Here is a 16,194-nt window from a genome sequence, read left to right on the forward strand (position 1 = left end):
TGTCGAAACGTATGACACGCTTAAGGTGCGCCCAGTGTCACCGCTCCCGCCCAGGACCTACGGCCTACGGCCCGCGCCCCGCGGCCGGACGGACGCGGGGCGTGCGGCGTGCGACGGGGCCGTGGTCAGTCGACCTTGGCCGCGGGCTGGTCGGCCAGGAACCGGCCCAGCTCGCCGAGGCGGGCGGGGTCGCGCTGGAGCGCGCGCAGCCCGAGGAACCGGATCAGGTCGAAGAACACGTCGTCGTCCTCGATCTTCTGGTCCAGCAGCATGGCGAGCGAGCCGGGCTCGTCGTACGGCAGCCTGCGCACGGGCTGCTCCGCGCCGGCCGGCCGTACGGCGGGAGCGGCGGCGCCCGGGGTCGTACGGGGCTCGGGAACCGCCGTGTCCGCAACGGTCGCGGACGGTGCCGCATCCGGGCCGGGGGCCGGGGCGCTCGGCGCGGCCGGCGCGGCCGGATGAACCGTCACAGGAGCCGGGCGTGTCGCCGGGACGGAGGGCTCCGGCTGCGCGGTGCCGGGCGCCACGGTCGGCTCCTCGGGTGCGGCCGGTGCCACGGCCACCGGCCGCGGTTCCGGTTCACGCTCCGGCTGGGGCTCCGGCGGCTGGGGAACCTCGCGCGCGAGCTTCTCCGCCTCCCTGCGGGCCAGGCGTTCCGCCTCGGCGCGCGCCCGTTCCGCCTTGAGGGCCTCCAGGGCCGCCTCCTGCTCCTCGGCCGGCTTCTTGCCGACCGCCCGGAGCAGGTCGATGGGCTCCTGGCCGATGCGCGCCTGGAGTTCGGGGGTGAGCGTCAGCAGGGCGAGCCGCTGGGACACCCAGCCCTGGGACCGGTGCAGCCGCTTGGCCAGCGCGGTCTGGCTGCCGTGGATGGCGAGCAGCCGTTGCAGGGCACGGGCCTCGTCGAGCTCGCCCAGGTCCTGGCGGTGGATGTTGGCCACGAGGGCCGACTCCAGCAGTTCCTCGGACGTGTTGCCCTGGTCGTCGCTGACCATGACCTTGACGGTGGTCAGCCCGGCCTCCCGGGCGGCGGCGAGCCGGCTGCTGCCGTCGATGACGACGTAGGTGGTGTCCGGTTCGAGGTCGCCCTCGCGGTCGGGGTTGGCCTTGAGGTAGGCGTCCCGGTTCATGACCGTGATGGCCTGCTTCTGGCCATGGGTCTTCAGGCTCCCCGCGAGGTCGGTCAGATCACCGAGCCGGGAGCGGGGGTTGTCGGGGTTGGGGCTGATCCGGTGGATGGGCAGTTCGGTGGGGGGTGCGACGCCCTCGGTCGGCACACCGGTCGCGGCGGCCACGGCCTGCCGGCGCGCGCTGACGGTGCGGGCGCCGCCGAAGCGTCCTGCCCCCAGCTGCTCGGCCTTGCTCATGAGATCTCCCGGGCCAGCGCACGCATGCCGATGGCCTGCTGGGACTTGGGTGCGTAGGACAGCAGGGGCTGCTTCATCCGCACGGCTTCCTTCTGCTCCTTGAGGTCTCCGATGAGGCCGACGACCCGCGGATCCTTTATGTCGACCCATCCCTGGAGGGAGGAGGTGGCGATGTAACCGCGGCGCGAGTCGTAGAGGTTGACGACGATGCCGAGGTAGTCGATGTCGACCTGGAGGTCCGCGCGCAGGTCCTCGATCTGCGTGGTCAGCAGCTCGTAGGCGTCGGCGGAGCTGTCCTCGGCCTGGACGACGATGAGCGCGCCGGACTGGCCGGGCTTCTCGCCGTCGCGGCGCCGGCCGTAGTAGGCCGCCGCGTCCATGCTGAGGCCGAGGCTCGGCGGGCAGTCGATGAGGATGACGTCGTAGTCCGACTCCAGGGGCGCGAGGGCCCGTTCGAGGGCCGCTTCCCGGGCCCGTACGGCGGACAGCCGCACGTCGAGGAGGAAGGCGTCGTTGCACGCGGGCAGCAGGTGCAGCCGGCCGCCGAACTTCTCCTCGTCGATGGAGACGACGAGGTCGCGCAGGTCGCCCTTGGGGTCTCCGGCCATGTGGTTGGTGAGGCTGTCGCCGTTCATCGGCAGGGGGGTGGCGCCGAGTTGGTTGGTGAGGTGGCACTGCGGGTCGAAGTCGACCAGCAGGACCCGCATCCCGAGCCCCGGCAGGTTCTCGACCCCCAGCGGGTCGTCCTCCGGCTCCGCGGCGTCGACGCCCGTCTCGCTGTCGCGCAGGGCCTTGGCGAGCGCCTTCGCCACGCGTACGGGGTGCAGGGCGTCCGGAGACTCGGCCAGCGCCTCGCCGAGGCCGGCGGTGATGGCGGTCTTGCCCACGCCGCCCTTCTGGTTGCAGATGACGATGCGGCGGGTCACCGCGGGGCGTACGACATCGGGCGCCGGGTTGGTGTCCAGCCAGAGCTGGACGGACTGCGCCAGGCCCTGGATGAGGGAGACCCTGCGGTCCTCGGCGGTCCGGCGGAACTCCTCCCACTGGCCGGGCGGCAGGAAGGTGGAGAAGGAGTCGGCGCCCGCGGTGTCGACGGGGGCGGTGGCGGAGGCCAGCGCGCACCAGTCCCGGACGCCCTGTTCGACGGCGGTCTGGATCTCGATGCCGAGCTGGGCCGCTCTGACCTTGAGGTTCTGCCGGAGCCAGCCCGGCAGCTTGGAGACGACCTTCTCGCGGTCGCTGGAGGTGGCTGGAGAACTCATGGAGGACACCTTACTAACGCGGATGGTCGAATGAGCCAGCGACGCGTTAGTTTTCAAAGTTGTGTCGGTCCGTCAGCCCCTTTTGGCGGTACGGCGGTCCCGGCCGAGCAGCCGCTGCCGCGCGCGTTCCCCGTAGGCGACCAGCGCGAAGACGCAGTACACGAGCGCGCAGTTGGCGAGGACGAAGGCGACGTCCGCGGCGGTACGGACGCGGGGCCAGGCGGCGAGGACGACGACGAGCCCGATCGGCGTACCGGTGTACACCGCGAGCAGGACGGGGTGGCGGGCGGCGAACCGCTGGACGGGGGTGGCGTGCCGGTACGACCGCGTCCTCAAGGCGCCTCCTCGGCGATGGCGAGCGTGAGATCCACGGTCGGACCTCCGGTTTGCGGGATACGGGCGCCGAACGAGCGGCAGATGGACAGCATGCGGTGGTTGTCCCGGTGAGTCAGAACTTGGACGGACGCCATGCCGAGACGACCGGCTTGCCGCAGTGCCCGCCGTACCAGAATCGTGCCCAGTCCGACGCTCTGCCACGAGTTCTCGACCAGGATGGCGAGTTCGCCGTTCCCGGTGGTCGCGGTGCGGAACACATGAGTCGCGGCGACGATCCGCCCCGGGTCCTCGGCCGGGTGCGTGATCCAGCTCACACCCCTGTCCGGTCTGGTCAGCGACAGCCATTCGGCGCGGGTCAGCCCGAGCCGCGCCGTCTGATAGCGCCGGAAACGGGACTCCGGGCTGCATCTGTCGTGCATCGCGTTGACGGCGGTGTGGTCGGCCGGCACAGCGGGGCGGGTCAGTGCGCTCCGGCCGTCGTCGGTGACGGAGAGGTGGCCGGGCCGGAGCGCGGCGGAGGCATGGGACACGAACGTCTCGTTCCTCACGGAGTGCGGAATCAGTCCAGTCACTCAGGAAGCGGGTGACTGTCGACACCACGCAGCTCACATCTTCCGCTAGTGTGCGCTGGCCTTGACTTCGAGGTCAATTCAGCTGTCAGGCGAATGTCTCTACGGGCTGGGCGGGGAGCGCCGCACGCGGCGACGAGATCACCTGAACGTGACGGTCAAAAGGTACATGTCACCCGCCCTGGTGCGGTCCACCGACAGGACCGCCGCGTCGCCGCACGGCAGGAACGGCACCAGCGGAGGGGCCACCCGCCGCCCGGGTCCCGTCTTTCCGGACGTGGCGCGCGGATCCGTACGGTCCGGCGTAGCGTATGGGGGCGCGGCGGGCCGGCCCGGGATGGCTGCCCAGCGGGCGGCGATCACACCGCCGACCCTCTCCCGAGACATACCCCCGAGACAGGAGCGCCCTCCATGACAGCACGACTTCGCCGGCCGGGAAAAGGCCGTTCGACGGCTCTGCGTGCCGGTGCCCCGCTTGTCGGCATGATGCTGGCCGTGGTGGCCTGCGGACAACAAGTCGCGCACGCACGGACCGCACAGCCAGTGTCCGCCGTGACGCCGTCGGGCCCGGGAGCGTCCGCCACCACCTGTGCCGACCGTGCGTACAACGGCATGACCCAGGCACAGCGGATAGGACAGCTCTTCATGGGCGGTGTGTCCGCAGCCCGGCCCAGCGCCACCGACCTGCGTACCCTCCGTGAGCATCATGTCGGCTCGGTCATGCTGACCGGGCGCAGCAGTGCCGGCACCAAGGCCACACGCGCAGTGGTGGACGGCTTCCGCGGCCAGGCGGACACGGTCGCTGGCCGCAAGGTGGGCCTCCTGGTCGCCACCGACCAGGAGGGCGGTCAGGTGCAGGTGCTGAGCGGTCCCGGCTTCTCCACCATCCCGAACGCTCTGACCCAGGGGAGCTGGTCGACGTCCACCCTGCGCGGCAAGGCCGCAGGCTGGGCGGACCAGCTGAAGTCCGCAGGGGTGAATCTCGACCTGGCCCCCGTCGCGGACGTCGTGCCGGCGAGCCTCGGCACGCGCAACGCACCCATCGGGCGCTACTACCGCGAGTACGGGCACACCCCTGATACCGTCGCTTCGCACAGCGGGGCGTTCGCCGCCGGGTTTCGGCAGAGCCACGTGCTGACCACGCTCAAACACTTCCCAGGACTGGGCCGGGTAACCGGCAACACCGACACCACGGCGAACGTCGTCGACTCGGTGACGACCGCCACGAGCTCTTACCTCACGCCATTCAAGTCCGGGATCAGGGCCGGGGCGCCGTTCGTCATGGTCTCCTCGGCCACCTACACCAAGATCGACGCCCACAACATCGCGGCCTTCTCGCCCACGGTCGTCCGCAAGCTGCTGCGCGCCCAGCTCGGCTTCAAGGGCGTGGTCATCTCCGACGACCTCGGTCAAGCCGTCGCCGTGCGGTCCTTCACCCCCGCCCAGCGAGCGGTCGACTTCTTGTCGGCGGGCGGCAACCTGGTCCTGACCGTGAAGCCGTCCATCATCCCGGCGATGACCCAGGCGGTCAGCTCCCGCATGCGGACCAGTGCCGCGTTCCGCGCCGACGTCGCCGACAGCGTGCACCGGGTTCTCGCCGCAAAGGCCAACGCCGGTCTGCTCACCTGCGGCTGAGCAGACCCGCGCCGACTGAGGCGGGAGACAGCCCCTGTCTCACCCAGGCCGGCGCCCGCCCGGTTCCAGGCCCGGTGGCTGGAAGAAGCGGCCGGACGGGCCCCTCCGGTGCGGTCCGGTGCTCTCGTCACGCCGCCATTCGGCCAGAGCCCGCTCCAGCCGGCGCAGCGCCGCGCGGTCCGCCTCAGGATCGCGCGGCGAGTCCAGCTCCCGCAGCAGTATGAGGTGGCGGCCTGTGGCGCCGGCCCGCGTTACCCGCAGCACGGCGAAGGCGGTTCCAGGCGGGAAGAGCACCACATCAGGATCGCCCGCCTCCAGCATCGCCGTGCGACGGCCGCCGGCCGACAGGATGACAACGTCCGTGTTTCCCGGCTGTCCGGGCGTCGGGGAGAGCACGGCGGCACAACAGTTCTGTGCCACGACCTGCTCACGGGCCGCGTACCAGGCCAGGTCGTCGTCTCCGAGTGACACTCGCACGGTCACCGGCCCGGTGAAGGCGGGGAGCCTGCGCAGTCCGGCGGTGAGCCGCAGGCCGAGCGTGGCGTGCAGGAACCGGTCGTCCCGTGTTTGCGCGGGGAGGGACAGGATCCCCCTGTCGCGTACATAGAACCGGAGCAGTGCCAGCTCCGCCACGGCGTCGGCGAGCGGTCCGCCGTGGAGCAGGGCGGGCTGGCGGTGCAGCAACGCTACGGCGAAGGTAGCCTCTTCCTCGTACCGCTGCCCCAGCGCGTTCCGTAGCCGCGCGTCCACCACGGCGCCCGGGGCGCCGTCGCCGGGCGGGTGCGGCGGGGCGGTGTCCGCCGTACCGGGCCCGGGGGTCCGGCTGGATACGGGGACCGGTGTGCCGGCCGGTACCGGTGACGGCGCCGGGTGTCCCGCCACGCCCGGGAGCGGTCCGGCCGCAGACGCCTGTCGCGGCCCGGATGTGCGGACCGTGCCGGGAACGTCCGCTGAGGCCGTACCGGATGTCGGTGCGGGCGCCGACGGCAGGAGCACGGCGTCTGCGGCGCCGCGCGGCGCGACCGCGGTGACGGACTCCAGCGCCTGTCCCGTGATGGGGCCGGAGACGGGTGTGGCCCGGCCCGGCGGAACCTCCGGGACCTCCTCCGGGCCGTCGTCCACGGCGCGTACCTGGACGGGCACCCCGTACTCTGCCGACACTTTCCGGGCGAGCGATTCCGCGATCCGGCACAACTGCTCGCGGGCGCCGGCGTCCGCGCTGTCGTACAGGACCAGTTCGTGCCGCTCGTCCGGCGCCGCCGATCGTCGCGCCGTCCCCGGCCGTTCCCGCGCACCGCGGATCCACAGGCCGCTGAGAACCACTTCGACCACCGCGTCCGAGCCGTACCGGTAGACGCCAGGGCGCACCAACGGCAGTCCGAGCAGCGGCCAATGATGGTCCGTCACCAGGGGATCCCGGGGCGCGCCGGTAGCCAGCGGGGGGAACTGGACCGACTCGCGGACCATCACCGGCCGTCCCAGGGTTCCGTCCGAGCCGACCGTCATCACGGCCCCGCCCGTCACCGACAGCGGGCCGGGGCCGACAGGCAGCCCGTTGTACGTTCGTACGGCCACCCCCACCTTCGCGGCCAATGCGGCACTGAACGACAGACCCGCCGGCACGTCGACCGGACCGAAGCAGACGAAGCGGGCAAAGGTCCGAAGGTGTTCGGGGAGCGTCCACCACGCTCGGGCCACGTCGGTGAGCGGCACGGCGTCGGCACCGGGGGCGCCGACCACCACGGTGACCGCGTCGGGTCTTCCGGCCAGCCGAGTCATCAACAGCGACCGGTGACGGGGCAACGAGGGGGTGAGGCGCGTCGGGCGCAGCCACAGCCCCGCGGGGACGGGCTCGGCCACTGTGTCCCGGCCCGCCGACCACGACTCCGCGCGCAGGTCGTGCTCCCACTCGGGCCGGGGGAAGCGCCGTCCCTCCCAGGCCGCGCCGCCGGCCGGGTCGTACCGCATCCAGCCCGGCCCCTGCTCGGCACCGATGAAAAGGGCGCCCTCCGAGGTGGGCCGCGGCCGGCCGAGCGCGGTCACCACGATGCGGCCCGACCGAGCTGCCAGCCACGACCCGGCCTGTGCCGTACCACCAGGAGGCGTACGGCCGAACACCAGCCGCACTCCACGCTCGCCGGGGGGCAGGGCCCGCAGCACGTCGTGCAGGACGCCGGCAGACGCGTCCGGTGGGATGTCGACCACGACGAGGGTGTACTCGGAGTCGTGGGCCAAACCAGCCGCGTACATCCAGGACCGCTGGTCGAGTTCGCCCGCCGGGTGGACGAGCCAGGCGTTCCCGGCCGGCCGGGCGGCCATGCGGGCGCCGGGCCGTGGGCTGTCCTCACCCGCCCGCTCGGCCTGGGGAAGGTCCGCGCGGACCGCCGGGCCGCCCGGACCCTGGCTCAATGTCCGGTCCCCGTCTGCCAGAGCACACTGTCCCCGAGCTTGATCTCCACGTTGCCGTTCCCCGTGATCACGAGGACCGCGCCGGGATGACCGTTGGTGTACGACGACCAGTGGACATTGCCGCCTGGGTCATAGATCGCCATGCAGCCGTCGTCCTGGAAGACCGTCTGCAGGTCCGAACCGGAGGTGTGCGAGGCCCACCGGGTGACACCGTGCTCGTCGGTGACGACGAGATCTCCACCGGGCGTCATCGCCAGCGTCGCCTTGCCCCACGGCACGGACTGGCCAGGGTTGAGCACGGCAGTGGCTCGGATGACCTTGGGTGCTCGGGTCGGCGCGGGCGTGGTGGTCGGTTCACGGGGCGTGGCGGCCGGAGGAGCGGTGTGCGGCCTGGAGGAGTGGGCGTCGTCCACTGAGGTGGCCGGGGCGGATGTGGCGCCGGGGAACGGGCTCGCGGACAGTGAGGTCCCGCCGCCGGCCGGCGTGGGGCTGTCCGGGGCGGACGACGGGGAGCGGCCGGGTGACGACGAGGCTTTCGGAGCGTGGCCGCCGGGCGAGTCCGACGCCGGTTCGCCGGTCTCCGCCCGGACGACGGAGGCCGCGGCGGGGCGGCCGTCCCCGCTGTGCTGGGTCGCCACGATCATGGCGAACGCAACCGTGCCCGTGCCGACGAGTCCGGCACCGAGGGCCATCGGTCCCCTCCGCCGCCTCAGCCGGTCGCGGGACCGCTCGACATCCGTCTGTCGCGTCCGGCGGGCCGGACGCGACAGACGCCCGGCCCGCGCGGACCCGGATTTCCCGGGCTCAGGCGCCTGTCCGTTCCGTGGGCCGTCCGGTGCCGGGCTGGGGGCGTCCTCGGCGCCGGACACGTCGTCCACCCAGGGCAGCACCTCGTTCCACAGCGCGCTTTCCTCACCGGCGGGAGCCGAGGCCTCGGGAGCCTGCGCGTCGTCCCGTCCCGGAGCGGAGTCCTCGCTCGGCAGCGGTACCTGACTGCCATCCATGTTTCCCACTTCACATCACCATGTGCTCGGCCCGGCGCATCGGGCCGTCCCGGTGCAACGTCGGAAACGACACCCCGGCCGGGGGAATCGCGCGCGTGCGAGCGCAGGCGCAGATTAGCGCGGCCTCGGGGGCGGCCCACCGCTGCGAGGACGCGAGGTGTACGAACGGGAACCGACGTGGTCCGTCGGGACACGCCCGGACGGAACGACTGCCGAGTGTGCGGCTCGCTCCTTACAGTCTCGCCGGTGCGGTCACGGAGGCTTGCCGGCCCACATCCCCTTCGATCCTCCCGATGGAAATGGTGTCTCGATGGACAGAGCTGCCGGTGAACACGGCGAGGTAGAGGGGGGAGACGAGCCTGAGGAAAGCCGGGAAGAGGTGCGTGCCGCTCTCGTTGCGGCGTGGAACGCGGTTTTCGGGGAGGAGCGTACGCACTGAGGCGCGGTCGTCCTGCTCGCAGCCGTGGCCTGGCCGTGGGCCTCCTCGCCAGGGTGCACCCCACTACGGGATGTCCGGCGAGGCTTCGAGACGCCGCCCACCGCGGGGACGACACTCGCACGCCACGGCGTCCCGGTCCAGCCCGGCAGTCGGCTCGGCCGAGCGGCTGCCCAGCGGGACCGGAACGGCGGTGCCGCGTCAGCGGGTGCGCAGCAGTTCGGCAGCTCGCTCGGCGATCGCGTAGACGGTGGCGTTGGTGTTGGCGGACACGATGCTCGGCATGACCGACGCGTCGGCCACCCGCAGCCTCTCGACGCCGCGCACCCGCAGTCGCGGATCAACCACGGCCTCGGGGTCGGAGCCCATGCGACACGTCCCGCTGTAGTGGGAGTACGAACGGATGTTCCTACGGACGTAGGCGCGCAGGCCATCGTCGTCCTGGACGTCCGCGCCGGGCAGGGCCTCCTCACCCCGCCAGTCGGCCAGCGCGTCGGTCAGGCCGATCTCCCGGACCGTGCGCAGACCGCTTACCAGCGCGTCGACGTCCCGCTGGTCGGTGTAGTAGCGCGGATCGACGACAAGGGCGCTGCCCGGGGTCGCGTCGGCCAGCCGGACCGTACCCCTGCTGAACGGGCGCATGAGAGCCACCATGAGCGTGTATCCCTGGTCCATCTCCGGACCGGGCAGCGTGTCCTCCCTCAGCGGTACGTCCACCATCTGCAACTGGACGTCAGGGCCGTCCAGGGAGGGGTCGGTGCGGATCAGCCCCGCGACCTCGCCGTGGTTGCCCGTCGACGGCGGAACCGGACGGGCCGAGCGGTAGACCACGCCCGTAAAGGTGTGGTCCTGAAGGTTGGCGCCCACTCCCGGTCGGTGCAATCGTGGCTCGACGCCCACCTCGCGCAGGTGGTCCTCCGGGCCGATGCCGGAAAGCATCAGCAACTGGGCGGAGCCCAGCGCGCCCGCGGTCAGCACCGTCTCCTGTGTCGCCACCGCGCTGTGTGTCTGTCCGCCGACGCCGTACTCGACGCCTGTGCACCGCTTGCCGTCAAAGGTCAGCCGGTGAGCGAGGGCGTTCGTCACCACGGTCAGGTTGGGGCGGTCGAGGACGGGCCGCAGGTAGGCGGTGGCGGCGTCCAGCCGCTGCCCGTCGACGATCGTCAGATCTTCCCAGCCGAACGCCTCCGTCAGGCCGCTGGTGAAGTCCTCGGTGATCGGGTGCCCCGCCTGCCGCACCGCTTCGAAGAAGGCCTCGGACAGGGGATGGGGCCGGGCTGCCGGGGCGACGCGCAGCGGTCCCGCGGTACCCCGGTAGCGGGGGTTCCGGCCAGGTACACCCGCCAGGTTCTCGCTGCGCTTGAAGTAGGGCAGGAGCTCGTCGTACGACCAGCCCGTCGCCCCTGCCTTCTCCCACGCGTCGTAACTGGAGCGGTGTCCGCGCAGGAACGTCATCGCGTTGATGGCCGAGCTGCCGCCCAGGGCCCGCCCGCGCGGCAGGGGCACCACGCGCGCGTCGGCGCCTTCCTGAGGGACGGTGCGGTCGGCCCAGTCCGCCTCCGAGCCCAGGAGAGCCGGCCAGGCCGGGGGAACGGCCATCAGAGGCAGCGGATCGGCACTGCCGGCCTCGATGAGCAGAACGCGGGTCCCCGCGTCCTCGGTCAGCCGGGCCGCCAGTACACAACCAGCGGTGCCAGCCCCCACCACGACGTAATCGTACGTCTCTGTATTCACCATACAACCTTGTCCGTGAGAATGACATGACTGCTTTATGACTAATACACAAGCGATGTTACTTCATATGCGAACCGGCAGACTCAGGTCTCAGGGGACGTGCGTTGAGCATGCGGACCGCCGTTGCGCGCCTGGCCCTGTCCCGCGGCAGCGCCCGATGAACGTCATATGACGGATGGGAAAGGCGCCGCCGCGACGAGCATGATGAGGAGGCGGTACGGGGTGGTGCGGGGCAACCCGGTACCAGAACAGGGAAGCGAGCAGATGAAACAGCCGGAAACAGTGACTTACCCCCCCTCTTTCCCACCTGGCGGGAGGTGGAGGCGATGAGGAAAGCGCACCTGACGTTTACCGCCACCTACTGGGTCGCCAAGCGGCTTCCGGTGATGGTCCGTTGCGAAATCTCCTACGACCCGCGCGATCCATATGCCGTCACGGTGATCCTCGACTCGGAAGGTGAGTATCCGGTGCGGTGGGTCTTCTCCCGGGAACTGCTCGCCGACGGCCTGACGAGCAGCGTCGGCGAGGGCGATGTCACCGTCTGGCCGGCGGGCAACGGGACCGACGCGTGGTTCGTCTGGCTCCAGGTGGGCCGTGACCCTCACACTGCCCTGTTCGAGATGACGGCGGAGCCCCTTACCGAGTGGCTTCTCGACACTTACCGCCTTGTCCCCGAGGGACACGAGTGGAGATGTTTGGAGTGGGATCGACTGACACACATGATTGAATGAGACGCGTATTCCAGAGGCAACACCGGTGCGTGCTTCACCGCCGAATGCCACACTGAGTCAAAGCACGCCGTCATCCAGCGACGCTCGCTGTGCCGCTGGTGGCGGCGGGCACGGTCAGTCACGGGGCAGCAGAGGGAGGTGGCGCCGATGCCCCAGACGAAAGCAACCACCACGACGGACATGGTGGCGCACTACAGCGCTCAGCTGGCGAGTGACCTGGAGCGTAACGCGGCGGCGCAGGACGCGGTCAGAGCCGAGCTCGAGCACCTGGAAGCGCGCCTGCTCGCACTTCGCGGCAATCATGCCGTACTTCTCAGAATGCGACAGGCCTTGGACAGTGACGCCCCCGTGCGACGGTCCGTCGGCCTCCCCGGTGGGAACACGCGCGGCCGGGCCCGTGACCCGCGTCGCACCGGCTGGCGCGGACGGCTCACGCCGACACTGGTCAGCCTCGTCCGGTCCGAGTTGGCCGGGCAGTCCGCCCCCTCGTCGGCCAGGAGGATCACGGCGACGCTGTGCGAGGCTCACCCTGACCGGGCCATAAAGACCACCGTCGTACGCACGGCCCTCGAGGGGCTGGTCGCCAAGGGTGCTGCCCGGCGCGTCCAACAGGGCCGTTCGGTGCGCTACGCCGCCGCCTGAGACACGTGCTCCTCCGACGGCGGGCGCAGGGCGGGAACACCCCGGTGACTACGAGAAGTCGCAGCCGGGGTCGGCAGCGTCCTCGGACAGCGGGGCTCCGTGCGGCAGGACGTGGAGGACGTGGAGGACGTAGAGGACATCGAGAACCACCGGGACATCACCGAGGTTGCGCCCGATGTGCACGTGATCGGCGCCTGACGGTTCCTTGATACGGACCACATGGTCCACTGGCCGCAGGACGGAGCCGGCCGTGGGTCGCGGTGGACGCAGGTGAAGGCCCTGTTGACGGAGTCCGTGCCCTCCTACTGCGACAGCGCATCCCTCAGTGCCGCCCGAGAGGTGATGCCCAGCTTGGGGAAGATGCGGTACAGATGTGTGCCTACTGTGCGGTGGGAGAGGAAGAGCCGCTCGCCGATCTGCTTGTTGGTCAGGCCCTCCGCGGCGAGCATGGCGATCTCCACCTCCTGAGCCGTGAGATTTCCGGTCCGCGCGCCCTCAGCGGTTTGAAGAGCAAGGCTGCGGCCGGTGGCCCGCAGTTCGGCGCTCGCCCGGTTCGCCCAGGGCGTGGCTCCGAGCCGTTGGAAAATGGTGAGCGCTGTACTGAGACGGGCCCGTGCCTCGGCCAGGTCACCGACACGTCGCAGGCGCTCACCGTACAGAAGGAGCACCCGCGCATGGTCGAAGGGCCAGTGATGGGCGCCGGGCGCCGTCACAGCGCGGTTGAAGAGGAGCAGCGCCTCCTCGCCCGGGGACACGAGTGCTTCCGCGGCCAGGGTGAACAAGGTGAGCCTGGGAGACAGGTCAGGCAGTCCCGCCTCGCGCATGGCCCGGGCGTGCGCTTCCGCCTCGGCGGTCCGGCCGGTGCGGACCGCAGCTTCCACAAGGTCCAGCGCCACCCAGAGCGCGTGCGAAGTGAACGGGGCCAATTGGCCAGCCGAGCTGAGCCGCGAGGCATGCTGGTAGGCCGCCTCCCAGTCACCGCGGCCGGAGGCGGCCAGTGCCCGGGGGTGGTACGCGGTGCGGGCTGCTCCGTGGGCCTTGCGGCTGCTGGTGATGCGGACGAGTTCGTCGGCCCAGCGATCCGCGTCCGTGTCGCCGCGGACCGCGGCCAGCAGGGCTTTGTGCAGATGGAAGAACCAGGAGGCGAAGGTGTACCCGTTGTCCGCGGCGAGCGTCAGGCCCTCATCGGCCAGCTGTTCTGCATCCTCCCAGCGTCCCACCGCGAAATCGTCGAGCCCCAGATGCAGCAGCGCGCTCAGCCCGCTGCGTACGGCGCCGCCTGCCCGGGCGCTCTCGACGAGGCGCCAGGCCTGAGTTCGGCATCCGCCGAGCAGATCAAGATAGATCGCAGCGGCGTGGACGCGGACCAGATCCTGGGGCGCACTCCACTCGGACTGCCGATCGATCAGCTCGGTCAGGCGCCGCCGGTCCGCGGATGAGGCGCGGGCGGTGTCGGGCAGGATGCCGCTCACCAGCTGTAGCAGCTCGGGCGGGCGCGGCCGGAGACGGTCTATGGCGGCGTACAGCGGTTGCCAGTAATCCTCCCGGCCGGCGAACCAACAGATCATCAGAAGGGTGTGCAGCGCTTCGACGAGGTCGGCGCGGTCGGCCTGGTAGCCGTGGTGGTCCTGCTCAATGGCCTCGACAAGGAGTTCGTGCGCCGCCTCCACGTCGCCGTCACCATTGATGAGGACGTAGGCGGCGGCGGCCGCCGCGTACAGCGAACCGCCAAGCCGCGGGCCGATGGCGCGGAGCTCACTCAGCAGACGAGTCGCTGTTCCCAGATCGCCGGTGATATGGGCGGCCAGATAGGAGGCCTCGGCCAGCCGTCGGCAGCGGTTGTCGGCCCGGGCCGTCACCTGAGCGGCCCGCACTAGTGCGGCCAGTGCGCCGTTGGCGTCGCCGCGGTGCAGCTTGCTCCGGGCGGCTTCCTCCAGCAGTGCAGCGACCGACTCGTCTGCCACGCTCGTCGCTTCGGCGAGGTGCCAGGCTCGGCGCTCGGGATCGTCGGTGAACTGGTCGGCGAGCAGCCGGTGGGTCCGGCGAAGCTCGGCATCCCCGGCGGATTCCACGACTGCCGAGCGGACCAGCGGATGCCGGAACTCGACCTGTCTGGAGGCGAGGTCCACCTTGATCAGTTTCGCGCTCTCCGCCGGGGCGAGGTGGTCGAGGACGCGTTCGGCACCCGCAGCCCTTTGCAGTACGCGCAGATCACCGGTGCCTTCCTCGGTGAGGATCAGCAATGCCTCCCGTGTCTCGGCGGGCAGCAAAGCGATGCGCGCCGCGAAAACGCTCTCCACATGGCGGGTCAGCGGAAGCGCGTCCGGCAGAACCCCCACGCCGGTCAGCTGGTCCGGGTCCAGCGCCACAGGTAGTTCCAGCAGCGCCAGCGGATTGCCCCGTGCCTCGGCGACCAGGCGGTGCCGTACGCTCGGTGGTATGTCGGGGAACGCCGCGTGAAGCAGTTCGGCCGAGGCCCGCTCGTCGATCGGTTTGATGTGCAGCCCCGGCAGGCCACTGCGCTCGAAGTGGTCGCGTTCGCCGGTGCGCGAGGCAGTGATCAGGCCTACTCTGCTGCCGGCCAGCCGCCGGGCCACGAAACCCAGCGCGACCGCGCTCGGATCGTCGGTCCAGGGCATGTCGTCCACGACGAGCAGGAGCGGCTCCCGCTCGGATTGGCGCCGCAACAAGGTCAAGCAGGCGTTGAGGATCACCAGTCGGGGAGGGACCGGGCCGGTGCGCTTGCCGAGCGCGGCCAGCAGGGCGTCGTGGAGGACGTCGTCCAACTCGGCGAACTGCGGAGCCAGCGGGTGCAGCAGTTCCGCGAGCATCCCGTAGCTGACGTCCGCCCTGTATTGCGTGCTGGTGGCTCGCAGGACGCGTACGCCTCGCGTGCGGGCGCGTTCCGCGGTGGCCTCCAGCAGCCGCGTTTTGCCCACGCCGGGCTCACCGTACAGGAAGAGGGAATCTCCCACCTCCTGGGCTCGCTGGAGGAAGATGTCGAGTCGGCGCAGTTCCTCGTGGCGGCCGACCAACGGCAGCGGAAAAGTCGGATCTTCCATGGGCACACCCTCTGCGAGTCCTGCTGTCACCGTGAGCAGCTGCGTGGATACGCCGACGCATCGCGGTGACGAACTGGCTCTGTCACATATGTCTAACACATCCGGCTGCCCCTGTAAGCTACATCGGTCGGAAAGCATCGGTTGAACGTTCAAGGGATGTGCCATGATGTTGGGCGTCCTCTGTTCCAGCCCACCTTTCCGGAGCACTCCATGAGTACTCTCGACAGCGCGGATCCCGCGACGCTGACCGGCGACTACACGATCGACCCCGCCCACAGCGCGATCGGCTTCGTCGCCCGGCACGCCATGGTCACCAACGTCAAGGGCGGCTTCAAGGACTTCACCGGCACCCTCCACCTCGACGGTGCCGACCCCACGAAGTCCACGGCCACGCTCGAGGTCCAGATGGCCAGCATCGAGACCGGCAACGCCGACCGCGACGGCCACCTGAAGTCGTCCGACTTCTTCAAGATCGACGAGTTCCCGGTCATGACGTTCCGCTCCACCAAGGCCGAGTCCCTGGGCGGCGACGACTACCGCATCACCGGCGACCTCTCCCTGCTCGGCGTCACCAAGCCGCTCACCATCGACCTGGAGTTCCACGGCGCCGCGAAGGACCCGTTCGGCAACGAGCGCGTCGGCTTCGAGGGCAAGGCCGAGATCCTGCGCTCGGAGTGGGGCCTGACCTGGAACGCGGCGCTGGAGACGGGCGGCGTCCTGGTCTCCGACAAGATCAAGCTGGTCTTCGACATCTCGGCGATCAAGAACGCGTAACCGTCGACCCTGCCGTCCGGTCACGGCCGGCGATCGGTGCTTTGGACCGATGCTTGCAAGGGCCGGCTCCTCGCGGGCCGGCCCGCCGCGCGCGCCTGCGCCGAGCCCTTGAACGCCTGTGGAGACACGTGACGCGTTGGTCCGCGACATGTGACCTCATATGCGTCTGATACTGACATCAAAGATGGCTGATAAGTACATCAAGTGGCTTAACGAGTCCTGGTGTCAATCATGTC

At 70.6% G+C, this 16,194-nt stretch carries 12 protein-coding genes; 4 read left to right on the top strand and 8 right to left on the bottom strand.

Annotated elements, in window-relative coordinates; all coding sequences use genetic code 11:
* Nucleotides 1-125 precede the first annotated feature (125 nt).
* The 4 genes from ABZV94_RS20240 to ABZV94_RS20255 form a co-directional block, all read right to left on the bottom strand.
* Nucleotides 126-1,364: a ParB/RepB/Spo0J family partition protein gene (locus tag ABZV94_RS20240; protein ID WP_356341969.1), complete on the bottom strand. Its 1,239-nt coding sequence runs from the start codon at nt 1,362-1,364 to the stop codon at nt 126-128.
* Complete coding sequence (locus ABZV94_RS20245) at nt 1,361-2,626, bottom strand: ParA family protein (RefSeq protein ID WP_356341972.1); 1,266 nt, start codon at nt 2,624-2,626, stop codon at nt 1,361-1,363. The genes ABZV94_RS20240 and ABZV94_RS20245 overlap by 4 nt, the downstream gene beginning before the upstream one ends.
* Nucleotides 2,627-2,698: 72 nt before the next feature.
* The gene (locus tag ABZV94_RS20250; RefSeq protein WP_356341974.1) at nt 2,699-2,962 is read right to left on the bottom strand and encodes a hypothetical protein; all 264 of its coding nucleotides are present in this window, start codon (nt 2,960-2,962) and stop codon (nt 2,699-2,701) included.
* A complete protein-coding gene (locus tag ABZV94_RS20255) occupies nt 2,959-3,492 on the bottom strand; it encodes a GNAT family N-acetyltransferase (RefSeq protein ID WP_356341977.1) in 534 nt (177 codons plus the stop codon). Before ABZV94_RS20255 ends, ABZV94_RS20250 begins: the two co-directional genes overlap by 4 nt.
* A 651-nt stretch (nt 3,493-4,143) precedes the next feature.
* Between ABZV94_RS20255 and ABZV94_RS20260 the strand changes: the two genes are divergently transcribed.
* On the top strand, nt 4,144-5,166 hold the full coding sequence (locus tag ABZV94_RS20260) for a glycoside hydrolase family 3 N-terminal domain-containing protein (protein WP_356341979.1): 1,023 nt from the start codon (nt 4,144-4,146) through the stop codon (nt 5,164-5,166).
* A 39-nt stretch (nt 5,167-5,205) separates the two neighbouring features.
* Here ABZV94_RS20260 and ABZV94_RS20265 read toward each other — a convergent pair whose 3' ends face one another.
* From ABZV94_RS20265 to ABZV94_RS20275, 3 genes are all read right to left on the bottom strand, one after another.
* Nucleotides 5,206-7,575 carry a hypothetical protein gene (locus ABZV94_RS20265; RefSeq protein WP_356341982.1) on the bottom strand — a complete coding sequence of 790 codons (2,370 nt, stop codon included), beginning with the start codon at nt 7,573-7,575 and terminating at the stop codon, nt 5,206-5,208.
* Nucleotides 7,572-8,579, bottom strand: a complete 1,008-nt coding sequence (locus tag ABZV94_RS20270; RefSeq protein ID WP_356341984.1) for a hypothetical protein — start codon at nt 8,577-8,579, stop codon at nt 7,572-7,574. Before ABZV94_RS20270 ends, ABZV94_RS20265 begins: the two co-directional genes overlap by 4 nt.
* 637 nt (nt 8,580-9,216) lie before the next feature.
* Entirely contained in the window at nt 9,217-10,722 is a 1,506-nt protein-coding gene (locus tag ABZV94_RS20275; protein WP_356341986.1) for a GMC family oxidoreductase N-terminal domain-containing protein, read from the bottom strand.
* A gap of 353 nt (nt 10,723-11,075) precedes the next feature.
* Here ABZV94_RS20275 and ABZV94_RS20280 point away from each other — a divergent pair, with 353 nt between their 5' ends.
* A complete protein-coding gene (locus ABZV94_RS20280) occupies nt 11,076-11,480 on the top strand; it encodes an SsgA family sporulation/cell division regulator (protein ID WP_356341989.1) in 405 nt (134 codons plus the stop codon).
* A 147-nt stretch (nt 11,481-11,627) separates the two neighbouring features.
* Complete coding sequence (locus ABZV94_RS20285) at nt 11,628-12,122, top strand: hypothetical protein (protein WP_356341991.1); 495 nt, start codon at nt 11,628-11,630, stop codon at nt 12,120-12,122.
* A 302-nt stretch (nt 12,123-12,424) separates the two neighbouring features.
* Here the strand turns inward: ABZV94_RS20285 and ABZV94_RS20290 are convergent, their stop codons facing one another.
* Nucleotides 12,425-15,184, bottom strand: a complete 2,760-nt coding sequence (locus ABZV94_RS20290; protein ID WP_356341993.1) for an AAA family ATPase — start codon at nt 15,182-15,184, stop codon at nt 12,425-12,427.
* A 210-nt stretch (nt 15,185-15,394) separates the two neighbouring features.
* On the opposite strand from ABZV94_RS20290, the gene ABZV94_RS20295 reads away from it, so the two are divergent.
* Nucleotides 15,395-15,958 carry a YceI family protein gene (locus tag ABZV94_RS20295; RefSeq protein WP_356341995.1) on the top strand — a complete coding sequence of 188 codons (564 nt, stop codon included), beginning with the start codon at nt 15,395-15,397 and terminating at the stop codon, nt 15,956-15,958.
* The last annotated feature ends 236 nt before the right edge of the window (nt 15,959-16,194 follow it).

Origin of the sequence: Streptomyces sp. NPDC004658 (genome assembly GCF_040609555.1) — a bacterium.
GTDB lineage: Bacteria > Actinomycetota > Actinomycetes > Streptomycetales > Streptomycetaceae > Streptomyces.

Excerpts from the sequence above, each read along its gene's own strand:
- ABZV94_RS20285 (WP_356341991.1), top strand. The coding sequence starts at position 11,628 with ATGCCCCAGACGAAAGCAACCACCACGACGGACATGGTGGCGCACTAC.
- ABZV94_RS20240 (WP_356341969.1), bottom strand. The coding sequence starts at position 1,364 with ATGAGCAAGGCCGAGCAGCTGGGGGCAGGACGCTTCGGCGGCGCCCGC.
- ABZV94_RS20295 (WP_356341995.1), top strand. The coding sequence starts at position 15,395 with ATGAGTACTCTCGACAGCGCGGATCCCGCGACGCTGACCGGCGACTAC.
- ABZV94_RS20245 (WP_356341972.1), bottom strand. The coding sequence starts at position 2,626 with ATGAGTTCTCCAGCCACCTCCAGCGACCGCGAGAAGGTCGTCTCCAAG.
- ABZV94_RS20280 (WP_356341989.1), top strand. The coding sequence starts at position 11,076 with ATGAGGAAAGCGCACCTGACGTTTACCGCCACCTACTGGGTCGCCAAG.
- ABZV94_RS20260 (WP_356341979.1), top strand. The coding sequence starts at position 4,144 with ATGACCCAGGCACAGCGGATAGGACAGCTCTTCATGGGCGGTGTGTCC.
- ABZV94_RS20270 (WP_356341984.1), bottom strand. The coding sequence starts at position 8,579 with ATGGATGGCAGTCAGGTACCGCTGCCGAGCGAGGACTCCGCTCCGGGA.
- ABZV94_RS20290 (WP_356341993.1), bottom strand. The coding sequence starts at position 15,184 with ATGGAAGATCCGACTTTTCCGCTGCCGTTGGTCGGCCGCCACGAGGAA.